We start from the raw sequence: 20202 nt of genomic DNA, 5'->3' as shown, positions 1-20202 counted from the left end.
AATCCTGTGGTGAGTTAGTTTCGTTTATTGATTTCATCCCGAATCTTGGCTGCTCGCTCATAATCTTCCTGAGCCAATGCCTCATCCAGCATACTGTTGAGTTGATCCGAGGGTAAGTCCTCCAATTTTTTGGAAACAGGTTCAGGCTTACCTGAGCCGGTAGACTTACGTTTCACCTCAGTGATTTCTTCCTCTTCGTCTGTAAGTACAATACCAGCTTCAGTCAGGATGGACTCATGGGTGTATATATCTACTTTAAATCTCAGACCAATCGCGATAGCATCAGATGGTCGGGCGTCTATTTCAAATTGATTTCCCCCTGACTCACAAATGATTTTAGCGAAAAAGACCCCCTCTTTCAGATCGGAGATATAAATCTCCTTGATATCATACCCCAGATTAAATGCGAACGACTTAAATAAGTCATGCGTCATGGGCCTGTTGGGAGTGATCTCCTCTATTTCGATGGCAATCGCCTGGGCTTCAAACATCCCAATGATAATGGGGAGGCGACGGTTTCCGCCTACCTCACCCAGTACCAATGCAAATGATCCAGATTGTGATTGACTCGATGAGAGTCCTAGTATTTCTAATTTGATTTTATCTGCCATTAACCTTGCTGTGCCTTGATCGCTTCTGTTAGTTTTGGTATTACCTCGAATGCATCTCCCACCACACCGTAATCAGCGGCTTTGAAGAAAGGTGCCTCTGCATCTTTATTTATGACCAATATGTACTTGGAGGAATTGACACCTGCCAAATGCTGAATGGCTCCGGAGATTCCTACAGCAATATAAAGAGATGGACTCACCTTTACACCTGTCTGGCCCACATGTTCGTGGTGTGGTCTCCAATCCATGTCTGAAACAGGTTTACTACAGCCAGTAGCCGCTCCTATCGTTTTGGCCAACTCCTCTATCATTCCCCAATTCTCGGGGCCTTTCAATCCACGGCCACCAGACACCACCAAATCTGCTTCTGGTAGTAATATTTCACCTGTTGCCTTTTCCCTGCTGGTCACCTTCACCTTGAAGTCCGCATCGTTCAAAGTAGGTGAAAAGGTTTCTACACTTGCAGATCCTCCATCCTCTTTGATAGCAATAGCGTTCTTTTTAAGACCGAGTATTTTCTTATCACCACTTAGTGTGGTCATTGCAAAAGCCTTTCCTGTGTAGATACTACACTTCACCTTGAACCCGCCCGATGTATCCGGAAGGTCCACCACATTGGTGGCCAATGATGCTCCGGTTTTGATGGCCACTCGGGCCGACACAGGGTCACCAAGAGATGACTTAGCCAACACCAACAAGGAACTACTTTCCTTTTCCATTGCCTCTGCTATGGCCGAAGCATATGCCATGATATTGGGTGTGGCCAATTTCTCATCGCTGGCATGCAATATTTTCGAAGCACCGGCCGCTCCTATTTTTGAGGCTTCATCATCACTTAACGCGCCAAATACGATAGCCACGGCAGATCCATCTACCTGCGCAGCATAACTCACCGCCTCCAGGGAGGATTTCTTTACTGCTCCTTCTTCTATTTCTACAAATACTAATGCTGACATCTTACAATACTTTTGCTTCGTTCTTCAATAGATTAACCAGTTCGTCCAGATGATCCGGATCAATGAGTTTTACCCCGCTTTTCGCTGGTGGTAGCTCAAACACCTCTACTTCTGTGGCTTTATCATCGGTAGATGGCTCCACCACATTCAAAGGCTTGGAACGAGCCGACATAATGCCTCGCATGTTAGGGATTTTCCATTCGGCAATTGGCTCCTGACAACCTGCCACGAAAGGCAGATCCAGCTCCATAAATTCTTTACCTCCTTCTATTTCCCGCTGAATTTTTGCTGTATTACCTTCTATGTCCAGCACCATCACGGGAGATACTGAGGGTAACCCCATCAGTTCACCTACCATACTATGTACCTGACCTCCGTTGAAATCTATCGACTCACGTCCCATCAATATCAGATCATATTCACCTTGCTGAGCAGCCTTGGCAATCTCTTTTGCCACGAAAAAAGCATCTCTTGGAAAAGCATTGATCCTGATGGCATCATCCGCACCAATGGCCAAAGCCTTGCGTAAGGTAGGCTCGGTTTCGGCTTCTCCCACATTTAACACAGTGATGGATCCACCCGAGGACTCCTTCAGTTCCACAGCTCTTGCCAGGGCATAATCATCATAGGGGCCGATGATGTACTGCACGCCGGTCTTGTCGAACTTTGTGTTATTGTCTGTGAAAGAAATCTTAGACGTTGTATCGGGTACGTGTGTAATACAAACGAGTATTTTCATTCTCTTTTTCTTAAAAATTTAGGGTTAATATTAAGGCTTCGAAGTTAGTAAATAATATCAACATAGGATGAACACAGATCGCATCAGGCAGCTTGAGAAATTCATAGAGGATGACCCAAATGACCCTTTTCCAAAATACGCGCTCGCTCTGGAACACCTTCAAGAAAATAAGGAAAAAAGTGCGCAATTGTTTGAAGAATTACTAAAAAATCATTCGAAATATATCGGCACCTATTATCATGCCGCGGCACTCTACTCTGAACTAGGTGATCGAAAAAGAGCTGAGCAAATTTACCTGGCCGGTATAGAGATGGCCACTGAACTCAATGAAGCGCATGCCCTCAAAGAGTTACGATCCGCTTATATGAATTTCCAATTTGAGGAATGAATTATTAGAACTATAAGTCTGAAAAAAAGAATAGTTTAAAATTTTATTCGGTCTTTTATTGAATCTAAAATTGATTATTTCATTATTTATAAAAAACTGATTCTTTGCCCACCTTCAATTATTAAATAATCAACAATTATTCCATTTAGCAATATAAAATGTAAATAAATTAACATTTAATTGCGTAATTCTTAATAAAAGAAAGTATTATCTAAATTTCCGTAGTTTTCAACCAACCAACCAACTTCTATGGATCTATTAGAACTCTCTCAGACAGATAGTTTCAACACCACTGACACGCTCTGGATTCTCATCTCAGCAGCACTCGTTTTTTTCATGCAGGCCGGCTTCAAGGTATTGGAGACAGGCCTGGTCAAATCTGAACACCGCTCCGGAATCGGCATTAAGAACCTGATGGACTGGGTAGCGGGAAGTCTTGCATTCTTCATCATCGGTTTTGGGTTAATGTTTGGCACCTCCGCCGGAGGGTTCATTGGTACAAGTTTCTTCTTTGGCAATGATCTGGAACCCGGCTATCCGTTGGTGTTCTTCATCTTCCAGCTTGCTTTTGCAGGCACAGCTCTTACGATCGTCTCCGGTGCTATGTCTGGAAGGACCGCCCTGGCGCCGTACTTCATAGCATCGTTATTTACCGCGGTTCTGATATACCCTATTTTTGGCCACTGGGCCTGGGGAAACCTACTCAATGAAGACAATCAACCATGGCTTGCTGGTCTTGGGTTTATGGACTTTGCCGGCTCCACTGTAGTACACTCTGTAGGCGCTTGGGTAGGTCTGGTCGGCATTTGGATGGTAGGGCCCCGCCTGGGACGATTCACCTCCAAGGGCACACTCATCCCGGTGAAAGCTTCTGATTACGCATACAGCGTTTTGGGCGTGATGATCCTTTGGCTGGGCTGGTGGGGATTCAATGGCGGCAGTGCCCTGGCCTTTGATACCTCCGTGCCCCTCATCATTCTCAACACCAACCTGGCAGCGGCTGGCGCTTGTTTCAGCGCTTATCTACACGCCAAAATATTTCAAAAAAATCAGGACCTGATAGAAAAGATCATTGGCGGATCTCTCACCGGGTTGGTAGCCATCACGGCTTGCTGCAACGTGGTCTCCCCTATCAGTAGTTTGATCATTGGGCTACTCGCCGGTGTTATTCATAATATTTCATATATCATTATTTCAGAAAAATGGAAGTTGGATGATCCCGTTGGTGCCATTCCAGTGCATGGATTTGGTGGCGTATTCGGTACACTTTGCGTAGCGCTTTTCGGAAAAGAAGAGTTCCTCATGCACGGCAGAGGCACTCAACTCGTCGTACAAATTTTTGGGATCATCGTGTGCTTCGTATTCACTGTAGGGGTCTCCTACCTCATTTTCATGTTGATTAAATCCACAATCGGACTTAGACTCTCCCCTAATGAAGAGGTAGATGGCGCCATATTTGGAGCGCAGGTTCAGTCCATGGAGCTGGATGAACTACCTGAGCAAACGGTGAGTCAAGTATCAGTAAGAGTGGGCGAGCGGGCATACAACCTCTTCAAAGTGGATGAATACCTCAACCTGCCTCGAGAAACCCGCATCAATCTGATCAAAAACGAAGGTGTACAATACCTCGACGACTCTGGCAATGTGGTACCCACTTTAAAGGCTGTAAGGTACCTCTCCGGTATCATCGAGGAGCAAAGGGACAAGAGCACCTCGTCGGTTGATCTGGTGGAGCTTTCTTTTTACAAGGATAAAATGGATGTCATCGGCAACATGCAGGATGTGCTACTCGGAGAAGAACACTCCATCACCAGCGTATTTGAAGATTCTTTCCTTTTACTGAAACCGAAAGGAAAGGTATCGTCGGGATTTTACTGGCATGGCAAGGAAAAAGGATACAACATCGCCATAGCCGCCACCTCCCAGGATCCCGACATTTCGAGTGCATTTATTACGGCACTTACCATCTCTCAGCTCAATGAGATAGTGGGAATCAAAAAAATATTAGCCCCAGAGAAAGTGCTCGAAATTCTGGATCAAAAGCTCACCATGGCACTTGGCCAATCCAAAGCCGACGAGGAAGTGAGAAAAGGTGTAGAAATTGGGATGCTATTGGTAGATACGGTCCGAAGGAGGGTTTATTATTCAGGGTCGGGATCAGGTGTAAAGCTATATGCCAAAAAGCTAGATAGTATCCTTACAGAATTTAAAGGGCTGGATGTTCCGCTGGGTATGTCCGGGAAAGCTCAAAAGAAATTTGAACGAGTCAAAATAGACTACTCAAAAGGTGACGCTTTCTTCCTGTGTACAGAAGGATTTCCGAACCAACTGAATGAAAGCGGCAAGCGATATTCCACCACCAAATTCAGGGTACTCCTGGAGAAGGGTGCCGGAAAATCCATGGCCGACCAGAAAATAAATATTACCACAGAACTGGAAAACTGGAAAGGTAAAGAAGACCAAACCGAGGACATTTTAGTCATGGGCATCAAACCCTGAGCATCGCTGAAATATCTCATCTTGAAAACGTCTGGCTCAGGTCAGACGTTTTTTTATATCATCTCCAGCACCACCTTACCAAATTGACTGGAGCTTCCCATTTGGCGTATAGCCTCAACACCCTCTGCAAATGGATGTACGGAATCAACGATTGGTTTAATCTGATGGCTGGTAATGAAATCAACCATAGACGCAAATTCCTCATCGTTGCCCATGGTAGACCCCACAATGGATGCTTGCGACCAAAACAATCTGAATAAATCAAGTCCTTCCGTTTTTCCCGTGGTGCTGCCATACACCACAATACGGCCTCCCGGCTGAATAAGTCTCAGGTAATCATTAATGGCATTCCCCCCTGCACTGTCAATGATGGCGTCAAACTTATTCACTTTTCCGCCTGTCTCTTTCACCCAGCCCGCGTCAGTATAGTTGAACCCGCCGGAGGCACCCATTCTCATCATTCTTGTCAGCTTATCGTCACTGCTGCTGGTCACGTACACTTCAGCACCAACAGCCAAAGCAAAAGTACAAGCGAACTGAGACACCCCGCCTCCTACACCCGTGACCAGGACTTTTTGATTTCTCTGAACGTTGGCCTTTCTGAATACCGCCCTATATGCGGTGAGGGCAGCCAGTGGGAATGCAGCAGCCTCTGTATCACTCAAATAGTGGGGTTTTTCGATCAACCGATCTGTTGGTACCATTAGATACTCTGCGAAAGTTCCATTTTCAGGGGTACCCAGAATAGAGTATTGAGAAGATTGATGCTCGGGGTTATTCCCCCAGTTGATGTTTGGATTGATCAGCACAGACTTGCCCATCCAGGCCGGCTCACCAGCTTCTACCTCTCCGCACCCGTCCGAGCCCAAAACCACACCATCTTTGATGCCTGGATATTTCCCTACGGAAATCCAGTAGTCACGCCTATTAAGAGCAGCAGCTTTTAGTTTTACCAGACAGTGGCCCGGCTTCAAAACCGGATCAGAAACTTCTGAAAACTCCAGCTGATACTTTTGATCAATCGCTCTGACAACAATCGCTTTCATCTAGAAAGGCATTTCATCATCACCACCATCCTTCTTGTTAGCCTTACTTGGTATGGTAATGGTGAAATCCGAATTAGAAGGACCGGTGGTTGGGAAGGAACTTCCATAAGTGTCATTGGTAGCACTGATGGATGCATCCAGGTCTTCAAACTTGGTGAATTTACCGATGAATTTCAGTTGAACATTTTCCAACTTACCATGTCTGTTCTTAGCAATGATCACTTCCCCAATCCCTTGCAATGGCATACCATTTTCATCCTGAGTCATGCCGTAGTATTCAGGTCGGTAAAGGAACATTACCATATCGGCATCCTGCTCGATAGATCCAGATTCCCTAAGGTCGGAAAGCTGTGGACGTTTGTCACCACCTCGTGTTTCCACTGCTCTACTCAACTGTGACAGAGCAATCACTGGCACATTCAATTCCTTGGCTATTCCTTTCAATGCCCTTGATATCGAAGCAATTTCCTGTTCACGATTACCACCACTACTCTTGGAGGTATCGCCCGTCATCAGCTGCAAGTAGTCAATCACTATGAGGGACACTCCATGCTGCGCTACGAGTCTTCGGCTTTTGGCACGAAGCTCCAGAATGCTCAATGCGGGTGTATCATCAATGAAAATGGGGGCTTCTGAAAGCTTCCCTGTCTTGCTGATCAGCTGCTGCCACTCATAAGCCTGCAGGTTTCCTCGTCTCAGTTTATCACTCTCCAGCTCGGCTTCTGCAGAAACCATCCTGTGTACCAGCTGTACGGAAGACATCTCCAGTGAGAAGATGGCCACAGGTGTTTTGAAGTCAATGGCGGCATTCCTCAATGCAGATACGACAAAAGCGGTCTTACCCATACCCGGCCTGGCCGCAATAATGACCAAATCTGACCGCTGCCAACCTGAGGTAATCCGATCCAGAGAGGTGAATCCACTGGCAATACCTGTGAGGCCGTCTTTTTGGTTTTTTCGGTCTTCGATCTCCTGAATGGCCTGATGCATCAGGGCATTCATTTTATCATAGTTTTTCCTGATATGGGACTCAGACACATCAAAAAGAGCCTGCTGCGCTTTATCTAAAAGATCAAAAACGTCGGTGGTGTCCTCATATGAATCCTGCTGGATCTCAGAGGAAATCTGAATAAGTTCTCTTTTGATGGATTGCTCAGCGATGATCCGCGCGTGATACTCAATATTGGCTGCCGAGTTCACTTTGGTCGTGAGGTCCGACACGTAATAAGCTCCCCCTACTATATCCAGGTGCCCATTCTTCCTTAGGCGGTGAACAACCGTCTTGATGTCCACAGGCTCACTGTTATTAAACAGCTGAACAATCGCTTCGAAGATCATCCTGTGAGCATCCTTGTAAAAACTCTCAGGTTTTAATATTTCGATTACATTGGTGAGGGCATCTCTTTCGAGCATCAGGGCACCCAGCACAGCTTCCTCAATTTCCACCGCCTGTGGTGGCACTTTTCCCAGTTGCCTGGAAAGATCCCCTACAGTGAGTCTCCTGTTTTTAGCTGTGGTCTTTAGTGCGGATGATTTCCCTCCCTCCATTTTTTACGTTTTAAATTCCTTAAGCAAACTTAGACACTAGGCTGCGATTTGACACCTTTCCAACTCGGGTGATTTTGCACCACTTACCAACAAACCACCCTGTGGATAAATCTAGTTCCTGTGTAATGTGTCTAAAAGTTTGCCCCCGATCCTTTTTGGTTTATTTTTGAAATTCAGAGATGACAAACCCATGCAGATAAACACAGACCTATTAAAAAATAAACAGCGCATATACATTGGAGGCAACCATGGTGTAGATGAAATTTTCGAAATAGTAGAGATCGTTCTAAAGCACATCAAGAAACCTGCCGATTTCTACACCATTGGCATTGAATTCACCAGCACAGACGCTCCCATTGTGATCATGAAGGGTGGTGATGCCTTGCATAACGGAAAAGCCATCTTTCATCAATTAGGCATTCATATTCTTTTGATTCACAAAATAGAAGAAGACATCCCTTCTTCTTACAACTCCTTCGATAGTTACCTGGCAGAGTTTGAGACCTTAGCCGACAATCTACCCAAGGCGGGTTGTTTCCTCTATTTTGAGGATGACGATGTGGCTTTACTCATGGGAAAAAAGGAGCGTGAGGATGTAAAAGAGATAGAATATACTTCTCTTGATGCAGAGCCGGTTCCAGGTGGTTTTTCTTTGAAAACGAATGGAGGGGCTGTGATCTACAAGACGGACAACGACCGGTTCCCTCATCATGCTGCCGGAGCCAAGGCATTGCTCAACCGCATTGGCGTCTCTGATGATCAGTTTTACTCAGCTCTAAAATCAAAGGCATAATGCTCAAATTAAAAAACCCATTGGTCGTATTTGATCTGGAGACCACAGGCACCAATATTGCCAATGACAGAATAGTGGAGATGGCGCTACTCAAAGTAATGCCAGATGGCACCGTAGAAGAAAAAAGCCGTCGCATCAACCCCACCATCCCTATTCCCCTGGAAACCAGTTTGATTCATGGTATTTATGACGAAGATGTCAAGGACGAACCCAACTTCAAGCAAGTAGCTAAATCACTGGCTACATGGCTGGAAGGTTGTGATCTTGCCGGGTTCAACATCCTTAAGTTTGATGTGCCCATGTTGGTAGAGGAGTTCTTAAGAGCGAATGTAGATTTTGAGGTGGATAACCGAAAACTGGTGGATGCTCAGAAAATTTTCCATCTGATGGAAAAACGAAACCTCTCAGCAGCTTATCAGTTTTACTGTGGCAAACCCCTGGAAAATGCCCACAGTGCCCTGGCTGATACTCAGGCAACCTACGAGGTACTTATGGCTCAGATAGACAAGTATGAAGGTGAGTCTGTTAAGGATCTTTTGGGAAAAGAATTGGGTACAATCAAAAATGACATGAACATCCTTCATGAACTAACCAATCAGAAAATGGTGGATTTAGCTGGCAGGATGGTCTACAACGATAAAGGAGAGGAAACCTTCAATTTCGGAAAGCATCGCGGCAAGCTCGTGTCAGAAGTTTTACAAAAAGAGCCCAGCTTTTATGACTGGATGATGAAAGGTGATTTCCCTCTGGACACCAAACGAAGACTAACCAAGATAAGATTAAGAAATAACTTTGGGTAAAGCCCCGGCCCATTCTTTGCATTGACCCATCACTCTTTTCTAACAAAAGAGGACTAAGGATTGTATCTTTAAAAGAGAAAGTAAAGTATTATGGCCAAAACGATCATCGTATCAAATAGATTACCTGTAAAAATCTCTCAGGAGAACGGTAAATATAACTACATGCCCAGCGAAGGTGGACTTGCCACCGGACTAGGGTCTATCTACAAAGATGGTGACAACATCTGGATTGGTTGGCCTGGCCTGGCGGTTTCTAAAGCAGATCATCAGAAAGAGATCACCAAAAAGCTGAAAACAGAGAGCATGAAGCCGGTATTTCTCACCAATACCGAAATCGAAGAGTTCTACGAAGGCTTCAGCAACGAAACCCTCTGGCCCAATTTTCACTACTTCAATCAATACATCGTATTTGATGATGACATGTGGCGTGCCTATCAGAAGGTAAATCGCAAATTTGCCCGTGCCATCGCTGAGGTACTGGAGCCAGAAGACACCATTTGGGTACACGATTATCAGCTGCTGCTTTTGCCTGAAATGTTGAGGGAATTTGCCCCAAAGGCAAGCATTGGCTTCTTCCTGCACATCCCATTCCCCTCCTACGAATCCTTCAGACTACTACCCTGGAGAAGGGAGCTGCTGGAGGGCATGTTGGGAGCTGACTTCCTCGGGTTCCACACCTATGATGACATGAGGCACTTCCTTTCGTCGGTCAACAGACTGGCGGGGCTGGGCAATAGCAATGGCATGATCAATGTAGACAACAGAAAAGTGATGGTGGATGCCCTACCCATGGGTATTGACTATGACAAATATGCCGAATCTGCTGCCGCAAAAGAGACCCTGGAAAGAGAGGCCCGATATCGAGAATCCATCGGTGCTCAGAAGCTCATACTCTCAATCGACAGGCTCGACTACTCCAAGGGTATTCCACAAAGGCTCAAAGCCTTCGAATTGTTTCTGGAACAAAACCCGGACTACAGAGAAAAAGTATCTCTGCTCATGGTCGTGGTGCCCTCAAGAGATCAGGTGGGTAAATACAAGGAACTCAAAGAGGAAATAGACCTCCTGGTAGGGCGGATCAACGGAAATTATTCCCGATTGAACTGGACACCCATTCACTACTTCTATCGATCCTTCCCTCTCAACGCACTTTCTGCGTTTTACCGAATGGCGGAAGTGGCCATGGTCACTCCTATGAGAGACGGGATGAACCTGGTATGTAAGGAATTCATCGCGAGTAAGCTGGACAAAAAGGGTGTCCTGATCCTCAGCGAAATGGCCGGAGCTTCCAAAGAACTCTCAGACGCCATCCTCATCAATCCCAACGACATGGGAGAGTTGGTCAATGCCATCAAAACAGCTCTGACGATGCCTGTCAAAAAGCAGATGGCCAATATGATCAGCATGCAGCGATCGCTGCAGAGGTATAACATTCATCATTGGGTCAACCTTTTTATGGAGCGTCTCCACCACATCAAACATGAGCAGAAGGCACTGGAGACCCAACTACTGGATAAAACCATTACTTCCAGACTCACTAAGAGTTATCAGGCCGCCAAGAAGCGAATGATCTTCCTGGACTATGATGGCACCCTTGTAGGGTTTGACAGTGATCCATTGAAAACCAAACCTGATAAAGGACTGAAGACGATCCTTGCCAAACTAACCGCAGACAAGAAAAACCGCGTGGTGGTAATCAGTGGCAGAGGCAGAGACACCCTTGAGGAGTGGCTATCAGACTTTGACCTGGAAATCATAGCCGAGCACGGAGTTTGGATCAAAGAAAGAGGGAAGAAATTCAGGACACTTACCAGCCTAAATGACAATTGGAAAGGTCCAATCATGAAGGTATTGGATGGATATGTGGATCGTACTCCCGGAAGTTTTGTGGAGAAAAAGGATTACTCACTGGTCTGGCACTACAGAAAGGTAGAAACCGGACTTGGAGAGGCCCGAACAAGAGAACTCACCAGCCACCTGAAATACATTACTGTAGACAGAAACCTGAAAGTGCTGGAAGGCAATAAGGTAGTGGAAATCAAAAACTCTGAAATAGATAAAGGGCGTGCCGCCACTGTATGGCTCAATAAGCACCCCTCAGATTTTGTGATGGCCTGCGGTGACGATTGGACAGATGAGGACACTTTCAAGGTCATGCCAGATAGTGCCTACACCATCAAGGTAGGCACCACCTCATCAGCAGCCAAATACCGGGTCACTGACTTCCATGACATTAGAAAACTCCTGAAAAGCCTGCTATAAGAAGTCAGGCTTATCAAGTTTTCTGGCAATTCTGGAGGCTGCATTGAGCAGACCTACATGGCTATACGCCTGGGGGAAGTTACCCCACATACCACCATCCTTTTCGTTGACATCTTCACTGAGTAGCCCCACGTGGTTAGAGTAAGAGAGGATGTTCTCGAAATACTTGATGGATTCATCCAGTCTGCCCACACAGGCCAGAGCCTCTACGTACCAGAATGCACAAATAAGAAAAGTAGTCTCCGGAGCGCCGAAATCATCCTGATGCTTATAGCGGTAGAAGAGTCCATCTTTCGCATGTAGCTCCTTCTCCAATGCTTTCAGATGATCTTTTGCTTCCTGTGTGTTGCCATCCAGATAGTTCATCATAATGAGCTGTAAGGTACTGGCATCCATCCGCTCCACCCCTACAGCCTGAGCATAGCCCTTCTTCGAAGGCACATAGCATTTCTGAATCATCTCCCGAGAGCGCTTTTGCAAACGAGCAGCCTTTTCCCCCATGGCCTTATCCCCTATCACTTCGGCAATCTTCAGCGCGGCACTACTGCCAGTCCAGTGAAAAAGATACGTATAGCAATGATGCTGACGCAAATTTCTGAATTCCCACAAACCAGCATCCGTTTCGTCAAACGTCTTCTCAATCATATCCAGAGTTTTGCTCACCAACTCCGATGAGTCAAATCGCTCGGTGAATATAATTCGCTTATCCGCATAAAGAGGTAACAATGAGATCAATACCTGCCCATAGACATCATTCTGAATGTGTGTGTATGCGTCGTTTCCAATACGCACTGGCTGATTCCCCATGTAGCCAGCCAGATCCAGTTCCTTCTCTATGAGGGCTTTCTGTCCACTAATGCCGTAGAGTGGCTGATAGCGATTGGTCTCCTCTATCGTGGTATTGAGAATGTAGTGAAAATACTTTTCGGACTCCTCAAAGTGGCCAATGTTATTGAAGGCATTGAGGGTATAGTAGGTATCCCGCATCCAGCAATAGCGATAATCCCAATTTCGCGTACTCCCGGGCGACTCAGGCAAACTGGTAGTAGCTGCTGCTATTATCGCTCCGGTATCCTCATACTGGTGAATTTTAAGGATAAGAGCTGACCGGATGGCTGCACGCTGATAAAAGTTGACAATATTGGCTGTCTTCACCCAATCACGCCAATAATTTTTCGTTTTGTATAGAAAATTTTCAATGGTTTCTAGCAGTGGCCCTTCAAGCGGTGCTCCGTAGGTAAAGACCAGGTACTTATTCTCGTTCAAGACAAAACTCTCTTCGCTCATCACATAGTTGAGGGAGATGTTGGTGGTCAAACGCACGTGGGCATCCAGTCCCAAAAATTGGATATGATTACTCCCCATCGTAGCCTGTGGGGTGATTTCACCATAATTTCCTTTAGGTGCACATTTCACCACCAATCTGGGATTACCATCCAGACGCTCTATCTTCCTCACCAGCATGAGGGGGCGATAGTAACGATCATTCTGATAAAACCGTGGTGCAAAATCAGTCACCCGGTACTTTCCGGTTTCTGAAACCACTTCTGTGCAGAGAATATTGGTGTTCTCTACATAATACTGTTTGGTCTGAAAATCAGGCTCCAGTGGCTTCACAGAAAACTCACCTCCCTTTTCCTTATCCAGCAGGCTACCAAAAATAAAACTGCTGTCAAATCTCGGCCAGCACATCCAGGCTATGCTGGTGTCAGTGTGAATGTGAGCGGTATATGCACAATTGCCAATTACACCATAATCATAAGTGTGTCTTTGCATAGGATAATTTTTTTATTGAGAGTACGTGAGATTCAAAGAATAATGGTAATTTTTATTAATTCATAAAATAAAAGGATAATACATTATAATAAAAATAATTTTCAATTAGTTTTCTTGAAATACCGATAATTTGACTTCCCATAGAACATCCCCTCATTCATGCTTTTCTCCCCTTCGGCATCTACCTCTCCAAAACTGATAACATCGGGTGGTCATCGACCCCACACCAAGAAAAGTGAAACATTTCCTCAGAAATATAACATTTCGTGGATTACTTCATAACCAAAACCAAAAATGTTCGCAAGATTTTTTCGACTGAATCTTAATATTTCAGCAAATTGGCCAGAATATCCAAACTATCTCTTCAAAGTTATCAATCGGCAAAGAATTGAACTATAAGAGAAACCTTTTATATATATTTGGTTCGTTTGTAAGATCATCACATGCTCAAAGACCTCATAAATAATAAGACGTTTAGCATAGCCATTAAAATTGTTGCGGGCTTTATTGTATATTTTCTACTACTCGCCGCTCTGGTATATGTGGAAAAAGACAGCAACCAGTCGGCAATAAGAGATATGCAGAATGCCGTGTGGTATTCTATCGTCACGCTTACTACTGTGGGCTACGGAGACCTGTTCCCCGCCACGGTATATGGGCGAGCTATTGGCTACATTTTCATCTTTTTGAGTTTGGGTATTTACGGATTATTAATTGGTCAATTCACTAACCTTATGGCTACTATTCAGGAAAATAAAAAACTAGGCTACAATGGCACGACATTCGAAGGCCACGCGGTGATCATCGGATGGAATGAGTTCGGAAAAATGGTCCTCGAACAATTGATCGGTGTAGGTAAACAGGTAGCTATATTTACCAACAATCGGGAGGACATCGATCACATCAAAGATCTGTATGGAACCAAAAACATTTTTACACTGTACGGTGATTTTGGCAGCCAGGAACTCCTCAAGAAAACCAACATTGAACAATCTTCTATTGTCTTTGTAAATCTGGACAATGACACAGAAAAGCTGGTCTATATCCTGAACCTTAAGAAGATATTCCCAAACCTCGATTATGTAGTCACTCTCGATAACGGTGATCTCAAAAACACCTTTGTGAGTGCCGGAGTTACCAACACCATATCCAAGCACGAAATCTCCTCTAAACTACTAGCCTCCTACATGTTCGAGCCGGACGTAGCCAGCTATAGTGAATCCATTATGTCATTTGCCAGAGGTGACGGTGATTATGATATCAAGCAGCTTCTTGTCATTCCCACCAACCCCTACGTGGGCAAAGCCTATCAGGAAGTGTTTTTCGACCTCAAAAAGCGTTTCAATGCGGTACTGATAGGCATTACCAAAAGGGATAAGTACGGCAACAAAAGACTGATCAAAAATCCACTGGGTGAGCTTAAAATAGCTCCGGGGGACTATGTTATCATCATCATGAATGGCAAAGCCTTTAAGCTTTTGAGAAAAGTATTCGGAGTGGACGAAGGATATATCAGAGAGACATCTAAGAATAAGAAATGAAAACCTACAGACGTTTAGCAATTACCATAGTCACAGTGCTTACGATTTATGGCTGTGAAAATCGTGACATCAACGAGGGTGAGGCATTCAGGCCCAGAGAAATTCACGAGGATATCGTCTTTAACTTTGATAAAATCACTGTGGATGGCATAGAATACCTCATCCTGGAGAAAGACAACAACAATCCGCACGAAGGTTTTGGTTTTATGGCTTTCAGAGCCAATAAGCTGATGGAAAAGCAAGACACCGTGATGGCTTATTTGCGGACGATGAGAGATTTTCAGGTGCTGACCTATGCTGCTATCAGCAAAAGACCAGTTGAGCAAGTGAACGAGGATTTCAACCGGTTATTTAACTACTACTTAAATGAGGAGGAAACAGAGTTATTACAACTAGAAGAAAGCAATCTTAGAAGTAGCAGAGCGACTACTCCGGGTAAGGAGTAGTCTTCTCATAACTCTTCATTTAGTTTCCAAAATACTTCTTCAGTTCTTTTAGCGCCGTAGAAACTTCCGGAGTAAGTACTGGTGAGTCCACCATATCCTTGGCCACTTTCACAGCATCGATCAGTTCATCCTTATCTCTAAAAACCTCGCTCAGAATTTGGCAGTCGTAGATCAAGGACATTAAAATCACAAAAGATATGGTCGGTTTAGCGCTCTTGAATACAATGGTCTTCAGACTGTTTCTGATATCCTGTTCGAAAGAGTAATTAGCATTATCCATTCTCTCTGAAAGTGGTATCCACATGAGTTTTGTAGCCTCTTTCCTCAGAATTCCTCTCTGAACCAATAGCTGATTAAGGTCTTCCTGTATATCCTTAAAATGATGCGATAGATCTTCCACAGCATCCAGAAAGTCCAAGCCGGTCTTGAGTTTTCTCAAAATACCGTCCAGAATACCGTTGCCGGTACCAGACTGCTCCACAGACGAAATCTTATTGTCTTTCAGCCCTACCTTCTTCAGAAGGTGAAGCTCAAGAATAGCAGCACTAATCAGTCCTGGCACAATCGTCTTTTCAGCCGCAGCTAAAAGGCGTCCTTCTTCATCGTCAAGGGCAATCAAATACAAACCCTCAGCTATGCTAATCTTCATAAGTAATCGTTTTTATTATTTTAATCCTTCAATAAAAATCCCATTGTAAGGCCTTGAACCAGAATGGAGAAAACCACACAACAATACGTTGTGAACAAAATGGTCTCCTTAATGACTGGCTCCATCCAGGTGAATTCAGCGAGAGAAAGTGCCAAGGCTACTGATATCCCTCCTCTTAAACCTCCCCAAGTAAGAATAATAATCGTTTTCGGTTCAAAAGTACGGAAAATAGACATGGCTTTTATAGGGAGGGATACTCCAATAAACCTTGCAGTAAGCACAATCAGGATGCCAGCACCTCCTACAAGGAAGCTCGTAGGTGAGAAGGTATTTGCAATCACAATCATCTCCAGGCCTACCAGGATAAACAAAATAGCATTAAGGGCTTCATCCAGCAAGTGCCAAAACTTAAACACATACTCTCCGGTGGCGTTGGCCAACTTCTCATCTCTCCCTTCATTGCCTATAAAGAGTCCCATCACCACCATGGCTAGTGGTCCAGAAACGTGGATTAGCTCAGCAAGTCTTCCTCCAACCATTACGAGGGTAAGGGTAACAAGCACTTCCAATTCCACATGGTCATTGTCAATAAAGTTTAGAAGCCTAAAGCCTAAGAAACCGAATATCGCGCCCATCAAGACACCACCTACAACCTCCTGACCGAACAAGAGGGCTACAGAAGATGCTGTGATTTCACCTGCTCCATGAGCTCCATGAGCAGCCTCGGCTCCACCATAGGTAGACTGAGCTATTCCTAATATGGTCAAAAAGATAACCACCCCTACTCCATCGTTAAAAAGAGATTCGCCCGCAATCTTAATTTCCAGATTCTTGGACATCCCAAATTTCTTAATCAAGGCCAGCACCGCAATCGGATCTGTAGGAGAAATCAATGCTCCGAATAGGAGACAGAAGATATAATCAATCTCGACACCCAGCACAGGGAAAATGTAGTAAACCAAAGTACCCACAATGAAAGTGGAGAGAAGCGTACCTACTGTAGCCAATACTAACACGGCCACTCTTTCTTCCAGAAGTTTCTTCAAATCAACAGACAAGGCCCCGGCAAAAAGGAGGAAGTTCAGCATGACACCAAGCAGAACTTCTTTGAAATCGAACTCTGTGATGATATGCTCCGCACCCCGGGTAACGGACGGAAATATATAACCAGCCAATAGGATTGCCACGGACATCATGAGGGCAATAGCCATCAGCCCAATAGTACTTGGAAGTTTGAGAACCGTGATGTTAATTAAGGTAAATACAGCGGCTAGAAATATTAATAACGTGATTAGGTCGAGTATACTCATTTGGTGAATTGTAATGGCTTAGAAATTAGTCCATATTGGCAATGCCAAAATAAAAACAAAAATATTACAAAAAAAATAATGGTTAACTTTTATTCCTTCCTAAAATAGCCTAAAATCCAGCATAATTCTAAATAAAAGCGGATTTTTATTGACAACATGAGAAATCAACCATTCTGGCATATTGCAATATTTTGTGTTTTAGTGATTATGCTCTTCGGCTGTAACTCCCTGCGAAAACTGGCCACGTCCAGAGATATTGATGCATATCTGAAACACTCGGAAATTTTCAGAAACGAATTCTCGGGATTTGTACTTTATGATCCGCTATCAGGGAAGTATCTGAAAACAAAAAATGCAGATCTGCACTTTACTCCTGCTTCCAACACAAAAATCCTAACCACTTACGCATGCCTTACCTCTCTTCCCGATTCCATTCCTTCATTTCTGGTTCAACAAATGGCTGATACTATCCGGCTGGAGCCAATGGGAGACCCTACCTTTCTACACACAGACTTTCCCAATCAGTCGGTAATTAACCGACTCAAAAACAAGCCAATAGAGATTCATTTGCCCGATAACGAACTCACCCCATTTGGGCCTGGGTGGGCCTGGGACGATTATCAATACAGCTACCAAACGGAGCGATCCTGGATGCCCATTTATGGTAATGAAGTCAGAATTTTTAACAGGGACACACTGAGTGTGGTGCCCGCTTTTTTCGAAGACTACATCAGCTTATTTGTAGGAGAAAAACCCGGGAGTCTTGTTTACAGGGAACGCAAATTCAATCTTTTCAATATCTGGATGGAGTACGACACCTCCTCATTTGAAAGGAAAATTCCATTTGACTACAGCAATGAGCTTCTGGCAAGGCTCCTGTCAGATACTACCAATGCTCCGGTATCCTTCAGCAAAGCTCCTCTTAGCAACTACACCACGCTGTACAATGAGGCACTGGTCCCTGCACTTACCCTCATGATGCAACGCAGCGATAATTTTCTGGCCGAGCAGCTCCTCATCACAGCGGCCAGATATAGCGGATATAACAATCCGGACGCCTTCAGAAATCACCTCCTTTCAGAATGGCACCTTTCTTCGCCCATACAGTGGGTGGATGGATCGGGGCTTTCGAGATATAATCTATTTACCCCCAGAGCCCTTGTGGAAATACTTGCCCTCATCTATGGTCAGCTATCGTGGAATGAAATCACAATGATTTTTCCCACAGGAGGTGTCTCCGGCACTCTGAAAAACTGGTATCCTGGAAACCCTCCTTATGTTTTTGCCAAAACCGGAACACTTAGCAACAATCATTGTCTAAGCGGTTACATCAAGACCAACTCGGGCAGGATCCTCATCTTTTCCTTCATGAATAACAACTACCTTTCCCCTGTCAGTGACGTGAAGAGAGAAATGCAGCGGGTGCTTGAAGCGGTAAGGGATGCTTACTGATCGCTCACCGAGCCATTCTCAGAAATCAGCCCTCCGGTAAGGCGCATCAGCTCCACCTTAGAATCGATCAAATTGTACAGGGCCTGTAGCTTCTGGTTAGTGGCCGCCAGGTGGTTATTCTGAACCACCCGATAATCAAATGAGTTGATGGTGCCTCCTTTGAACTTTTCCTGTGAGATGCTCAAATTAGTGGCCGCAGATCGTTCATTCAGTGCATTGATTCCATACAGTTGTTTTCTGATCTGATACCGCTCATACGCTTCACTCAGGCTTCGCTTCAGACTAGTCTCCAGTTGATCTATCCTGAGGTTTCCAATATCCTCCTGCACGATGCTATTGCGAATGGCACGGTTGACTTTGCCGCCATTGAATAGATTGAAACTCAAAGTGAAATTGGCAAAATAGGTACCTGATTTGGAAACCAATGGCTCTGGTGGGTTTTCATAATCGGGATTGGGCCCTATGTACGTCGCACTGGTAAGGTCAGACACACTTCTGTTCCAATTGTATCCACCATTGAGTCTTACCGTGGGGAAGAGATCTGCCCGGCTCTGTCTCACCTGTGTTTCCAAAATAGACTGGGAAATATAGATTTTCTTTAGATCCACATTTTCTGAAAGCATCACCGCTTCCAGGTCCTCGTATTGGTAGTCATACTCCTCCAGTTTGAGATCATCAGTCAGGGTGTAGTCCTTATTAATATCATCACTCACCAGCAGCACATTCAGTGCTCTGATGGCATTGTGATACGTCAACATCTGGTTGATGTAATTGGCAGAGTCCGTGAGGTAGTTGTTCTCCTCAAGCAGTAGATCCGTGGTAACAGCACTTCCCATTTCGTACTTGGTGTTGGTATAGTCGTACCTATCTCTACTGAGTGCCAGTTGCTTTTCAAAAGCATCCAGGCGCTCCTTCTCAAGAGCGGCCATGTAATAGGCAAGTATGATGGCCTGCAGGGTATTCGATACTACTACATCGGCATTTTGCATGGATTCGGCTTGCAGCTGATCCAGTCTTCGCTTACTGATAATAGCCTTATTGCCCTGAAAAATCAACCAACTCACCTGCAAAGAAGGAGTAAGCGCATAAGCCCGCTGGTCGTTCAGCTCAAATCCTGGAAATAATTGCCCCCCAAAAAATTGATTGTCCGACTGCTGATTTCTAATGCTATTCTGACTTTGAAGATCGAGGGAAATGGAAGGTAAAATCCCAGCCTCACCCCAGGAATTATTATTGGTGGCCACATCCACGTTTCTCTTTTCAATGCGGATGTCGTAGTTCTTATCCAACCCAATGGCAATGGCATCACTAAGCGAAAGTGGCTCTTGGGCCCGTGCCAACCAACCACCGGCTATAAAAAGAATGAGTAAAGTATAATACTTCATT

General features: G+C 44.8%; 17 protein-coding genes. 8 read left to right on the top strand and 9 right to left on the bottom strand.

The annotated features are described in order from the left end of the window. Positions 1 to 14: 14 nt before the first annotated feature. The 3 genes from ACHKAR_RS00840 to ACHKAR_RS00830 are packed head-to-tail and all read right to left on the bottom strand — an operon-like array spanning position 15 to position 2306. Positions 15 to 611 carry a bifunctional nuclease family protein gene (locus ACHKAR_RS00840; protein ID WP_159580403.1) on the bottom strand — a complete coding sequence of 199 codons (597 nt, stop codon included), beginning with the start codon at positions 609 to 611 and terminating at the stop codon, positions 15 to 17. After that, the gene (locus ACHKAR_RS00835; RefSeq protein ID WP_159580405.1) at positions 611 to 1567 is read right to left on the bottom strand and encodes an electron transfer flavoprotein subunit alpha/FixB family protein; all 957 of its coding nucleotides are present in this window, start codon (positions 1565 to 1567) and stop codon (positions 611 to 613) included. Before ACHKAR_RS00835 ends, ACHKAR_RS00840 begins: the two co-directional genes overlap by 1 nt. A gap of 1 nt (position 1568) precedes the next feature. Next, the gene (locus ACHKAR_RS00830) at positions 1569 to 2306 is read right to left on the bottom strand and encodes an electron transfer flavoprotein subunit beta/FixA family protein (protein ID WP_159580407.1); all 738 of its coding nucleotides are present in this window, start codon (positions 2304 to 2306) and stop codon (positions 1569 to 1571) included. A 67-nt stretch (positions 2307 to 2373) separates the two neighbouring features. On the opposite strand from ACHKAR_RS00830, the gene ACHKAR_RS00825 reads away from it, so the two are divergent. Then, positions 2374 to 2694 carry a tetratricopeptide repeat protein gene (locus tag ACHKAR_RS00825; protein ID WP_395415777.1) on the top strand — a complete coding sequence of 107 codons (321 nt, stop codon included), beginning with the start codon at positions 2374 to 2376 and terminating at the stop codon, positions 2692 to 2694. Between the two features lie 249 nt (positions 2695 to 2943). Then, complete coding sequence (amt, locus tag ACHKAR_RS00820; RefSeq protein WP_395415776.1) at positions 2944 to 5193, top strand: ammonium transporter; 2250 nt, start codon at positions 2944 to 2946, stop codon at positions 5191 to 5193. Positions 5194 to 5246: 53 nt separating this feature from the next. Here the strand turns inward: amt and ACHKAR_RS00815 are convergent, their stop codons facing one another. Next, complete coding sequence (locus ACHKAR_RS00815) at positions 5247 to 6239, bottom strand: quinone oxidoreductase family protein (protein WP_395415775.1); 993 nt, start codon at positions 6237 to 6239, stop codon at positions 5247 to 5249. Continuing rightward, positions 6240 to 7787 (bottom strand): replicative DNA helicase, encoded by a 1548-nt coding sequence (gene dnaB / locus ACHKAR_RS00810; RefSeq protein ID WP_159580415.1) that lies wholly within the window; start codon positions 7785 to 7787, stop codon positions 6240 to 6242. A gap of 190 nt (positions 7788 to 7977) precedes the next feature. On the opposite strand from dnaB, the gene ACHKAR_RS00805 reads away from it, so the two are divergent. From ACHKAR_RS00805 to ACHKAR_RS00795, 3 genes are all read left to right on the top strand, one after another. After that, positions 7978 to 8580 carry a hypothetical protein gene (locus tag ACHKAR_RS00805; protein ID WP_395415774.1) on the top strand — a complete coding sequence of 201 codons (603 nt, stop codon included), beginning with the start codon at positions 7978 to 7980 and terminating at the stop codon, positions 8578 to 8580. After that, positions 8577 to 9380 carry an exonuclease domain-containing protein gene (locus ACHKAR_RS00800; RefSeq protein WP_395415791.1) on the top strand — a complete coding sequence of 268 codons (804 nt, stop codon included), beginning with the start codon at positions 8577 to 8579 and terminating at the stop codon, positions 9378 to 9380. Before ACHKAR_RS00805 ends, ACHKAR_RS00800 begins: the two co-directional genes overlap by 4 nt. 90 nt (positions 9381 to 9470) lie before the next feature. After that, positions 9471 to 11642, top strand: a complete 2172-nt coding sequence (locus tag ACHKAR_RS00795; RefSeq protein ID WP_395415773.1) for a bifunctional alpha,alpha-trehalose-phosphate synthase (UDP-forming)/trehalose-phosphatase — start codon at positions 9471 to 9473, stop codon at positions 11640 to 11642. Here ACHKAR_RS00795 and ACHKAR_RS00790 read toward each other — a convergent pair. After that, complete coding sequence (locus ACHKAR_RS00790) at positions 11637 to 13418, bottom strand: glycoside hydrolase family 15 protein (protein ID WP_395415772.1); 1782 nt, start codon at positions 13416 to 13418, stop codon at positions 11637 to 11639. The two genes, ACHKAR_RS00795 and ACHKAR_RS00790, sit on opposite strands and share 6 nt — an antisense overlap. 443 nt (positions 13419 to 13861) lie before the next feature. Between ACHKAR_RS00790 and ACHKAR_RS00785 the strand changes: the two genes are divergently transcribed. Both ACHKAR_RS00785 and ACHKAR_RS00780 read left to right on the top strand, forming a co-directional pair. Next, positions 13862 to 14959, top strand: a complete 1098-nt coding sequence (locus tag ACHKAR_RS00785; RefSeq protein ID WP_395415771.1) for a potassium channel family protein — start codon at positions 13862 to 13864, stop codon at positions 14957 to 14959. Continuing rightward, complete coding sequence (locus ACHKAR_RS00780) at positions 14956 to 15405, top strand: hypothetical protein (RefSeq protein WP_159580425.1); 450 nt, start codon at positions 14956 to 14958, stop codon at positions 15403 to 15405. The genes ACHKAR_RS00785 and ACHKAR_RS00780 overlap by 4 nt, the downstream gene beginning before the upstream one ends. 19 nt (positions 15406 to 15424) lie before the next feature. Here ACHKAR_RS00780 and ACHKAR_RS00775 read toward each other — a convergent pair whose 3' ends face one another. Together ACHKAR_RS00775 and ACHKAR_RS00770 are read right to left on the bottom strand one after the other, a co-directional pair. Then, positions 15425 to 16054, bottom strand: coding sequence for a GOLPH3/VPS74 family protein (locus tag ACHKAR_RS00775; protein ID WP_395415770.1), 630 nt, complete (start codon positions 16052 to 16054; stop codon positions 15425 to 15427). A gap of 20 nt (positions 16055 to 16074) precedes the next feature. Then, positions 16075 to 17364, bottom strand: coding sequence for a cation:proton antiporter (locus ACHKAR_RS00770; protein ID WP_395415769.1), 1290 nt, complete (start codon positions 17362 to 17364; stop codon positions 16075 to 16077). Positions 17365 to 17571: 207 nt separating this feature from the next. Here ACHKAR_RS00770 and ACHKAR_RS00765 point away from each other — a divergent pair, with 207 nt between their 5' ends. Further along, positions 17572 to 18816, top strand: a complete 1245-nt coding sequence (locus ACHKAR_RS00765) for a D-alanyl-D-alanine carboxypeptidase/D-alanyl-D-alanine-endopeptidase (RefSeq protein ID WP_395415790.1) — start codon at positions 17572 to 17574, stop codon at positions 18814 to 18816. Here ACHKAR_RS00765 and ACHKAR_RS00760 read toward each other — a convergent pair. Further along, entirely contained in the window at positions 18810 to 20201 is a 1392-nt protein-coding gene (locus ACHKAR_RS00760; protein WP_395415768.1) for a TolC family protein, read from the bottom strand. The two genes, ACHKAR_RS00765 and ACHKAR_RS00760, sit on opposite strands and share 7 nt — an antisense overlap. Position 20202: the final 1 nt, after the last annotated feature.

It is taken from the genome of Marinoscillum luteum (assembly GCF_044005705.1).
GTDB lineage: Bacteria > Bacteroidota > Bacteroidia > Cytophagales > Cyclobacteriaceae > Marinoscillum > Marinoscillum luteum.
The sequence above is the reverse complement of the archived record's forward strand: the minus strand, read 5'-3'. Positions and strand labels throughout refer to the sequence as shown.

What these genes read in the sequence shown, in the direction of transcription:
- ACHKAR_RS00780 (WP_159580425.1), top strand. Translation starts at nt 14,956, where the DNA reads ATGAAAACCTACAGACGTTTAGCAATTACCATAGTCACAGTGCTTACG.
- amt (WP_395415776.1), top strand. Translation starts at nt 2,944, where the DNA reads ATGGATCTATTAGAACTCTCTCAGACAGATAGTTTCAACACCACTGAC.
- ACHKAR_RS00760 (WP_395415768.1), bottom strand. Translation starts at nt 20,201, where the DNA reads ATGAAGTATTATACTTTACTCATTCTTTTTATAGCCGGTGGTTGGTTG.
- ACHKAR_RS00830 (WP_159580407.1), bottom strand. Translation starts at nt 2,306, where the DNA reads ATGAAAATACTCGTTTGTATTACACACGTACCCGATACAACGTCTAAG.
- ACHKAR_RS00840 (WP_159580403.1), bottom strand. Translation starts at nt 611, where the DNA reads ATGGCAGATAAAATCAAATTAGAAATACTAGGACTCTCATCGAGTCAA.
- ACHKAR_RS00795 (WP_395415773.1), top strand. Translation starts at nt 9,471, where the DNA reads ATGGCCAAAACGATCATCGTATCAAATAGATTACCTGTAAAAATCTCT.
- ACHKAR_RS00785 (WP_395415771.1), top strand. Translation starts at nt 13,862, where the DNA reads ATGCTCAAAGACCTCATAAATAATAAGACGTTTAGCATAGCCATTAAA.
- ACHKAR_RS00790 (WP_395415772.1), bottom strand. Translation starts at nt 13,418, where the DNA reads ATGCAAAGACACACTTATGATTATGGTGTAATTGGCAATTGTGCATAT.
- ACHKAR_RS00825 (WP_395415777.1), top strand. Translation starts at nt 2,374, where the DNA reads ATGAACACAGATCGCATCAGGCAGCTTGAGAAATTCATAGAGGATGAC.
- ACHKAR_RS00835 (WP_159580405.1), bottom strand. Translation starts at nt 1,567, where the DNA reads ATGTCAGCATTAGTATTTGTAGAAATAGAAGAAGGAGCAGTAAAGAAA.
- ACHKAR_RS00805 (WP_395415774.1), top strand. Translation starts at nt 7,978, where the DNA reads ATGCAGATAAACACAGACCTATTAAAAAATAAACAGCGCATATACATT.
- ACHKAR_RS00815 (WP_395415775.1), bottom strand. Translation starts at nt 6,239, where the DNA reads ATGAAAGCGATTGTTGTCAGAGCGATTGATCAAAAGTATCAGCTGGAG.
- ACHKAR_RS00770 (WP_395415769.1), bottom strand. Translation starts at nt 17,364, where the DNA reads ATGAGTATACTCGACCTAATCACGTTATTAATATTTCTAGCCGCTGTA.
- ACHKAR_RS00765 (WP_395415790.1), top strand. Translation starts at nt 17,572, where the DNA reads ATGCTCTTCGGCTGTAACTCCCTGCGAAAACTGGCCACGTCCAGAGAT.
- ACHKAR_RS00775 (WP_395415770.1), bottom strand. Translation starts at nt 16,054, where the DNA reads ATGAAGATTAGCATAGCTGAGGGTTTGTATTTGATTGCCCTTGACGAT.
- dnaB (WP_159580415.1), bottom strand. Translation starts at nt 7,787, where the DNA reads ATGGAGGGAGGGAAATCATCCGCACTAAAGACCACAGCTAAAAACAGG.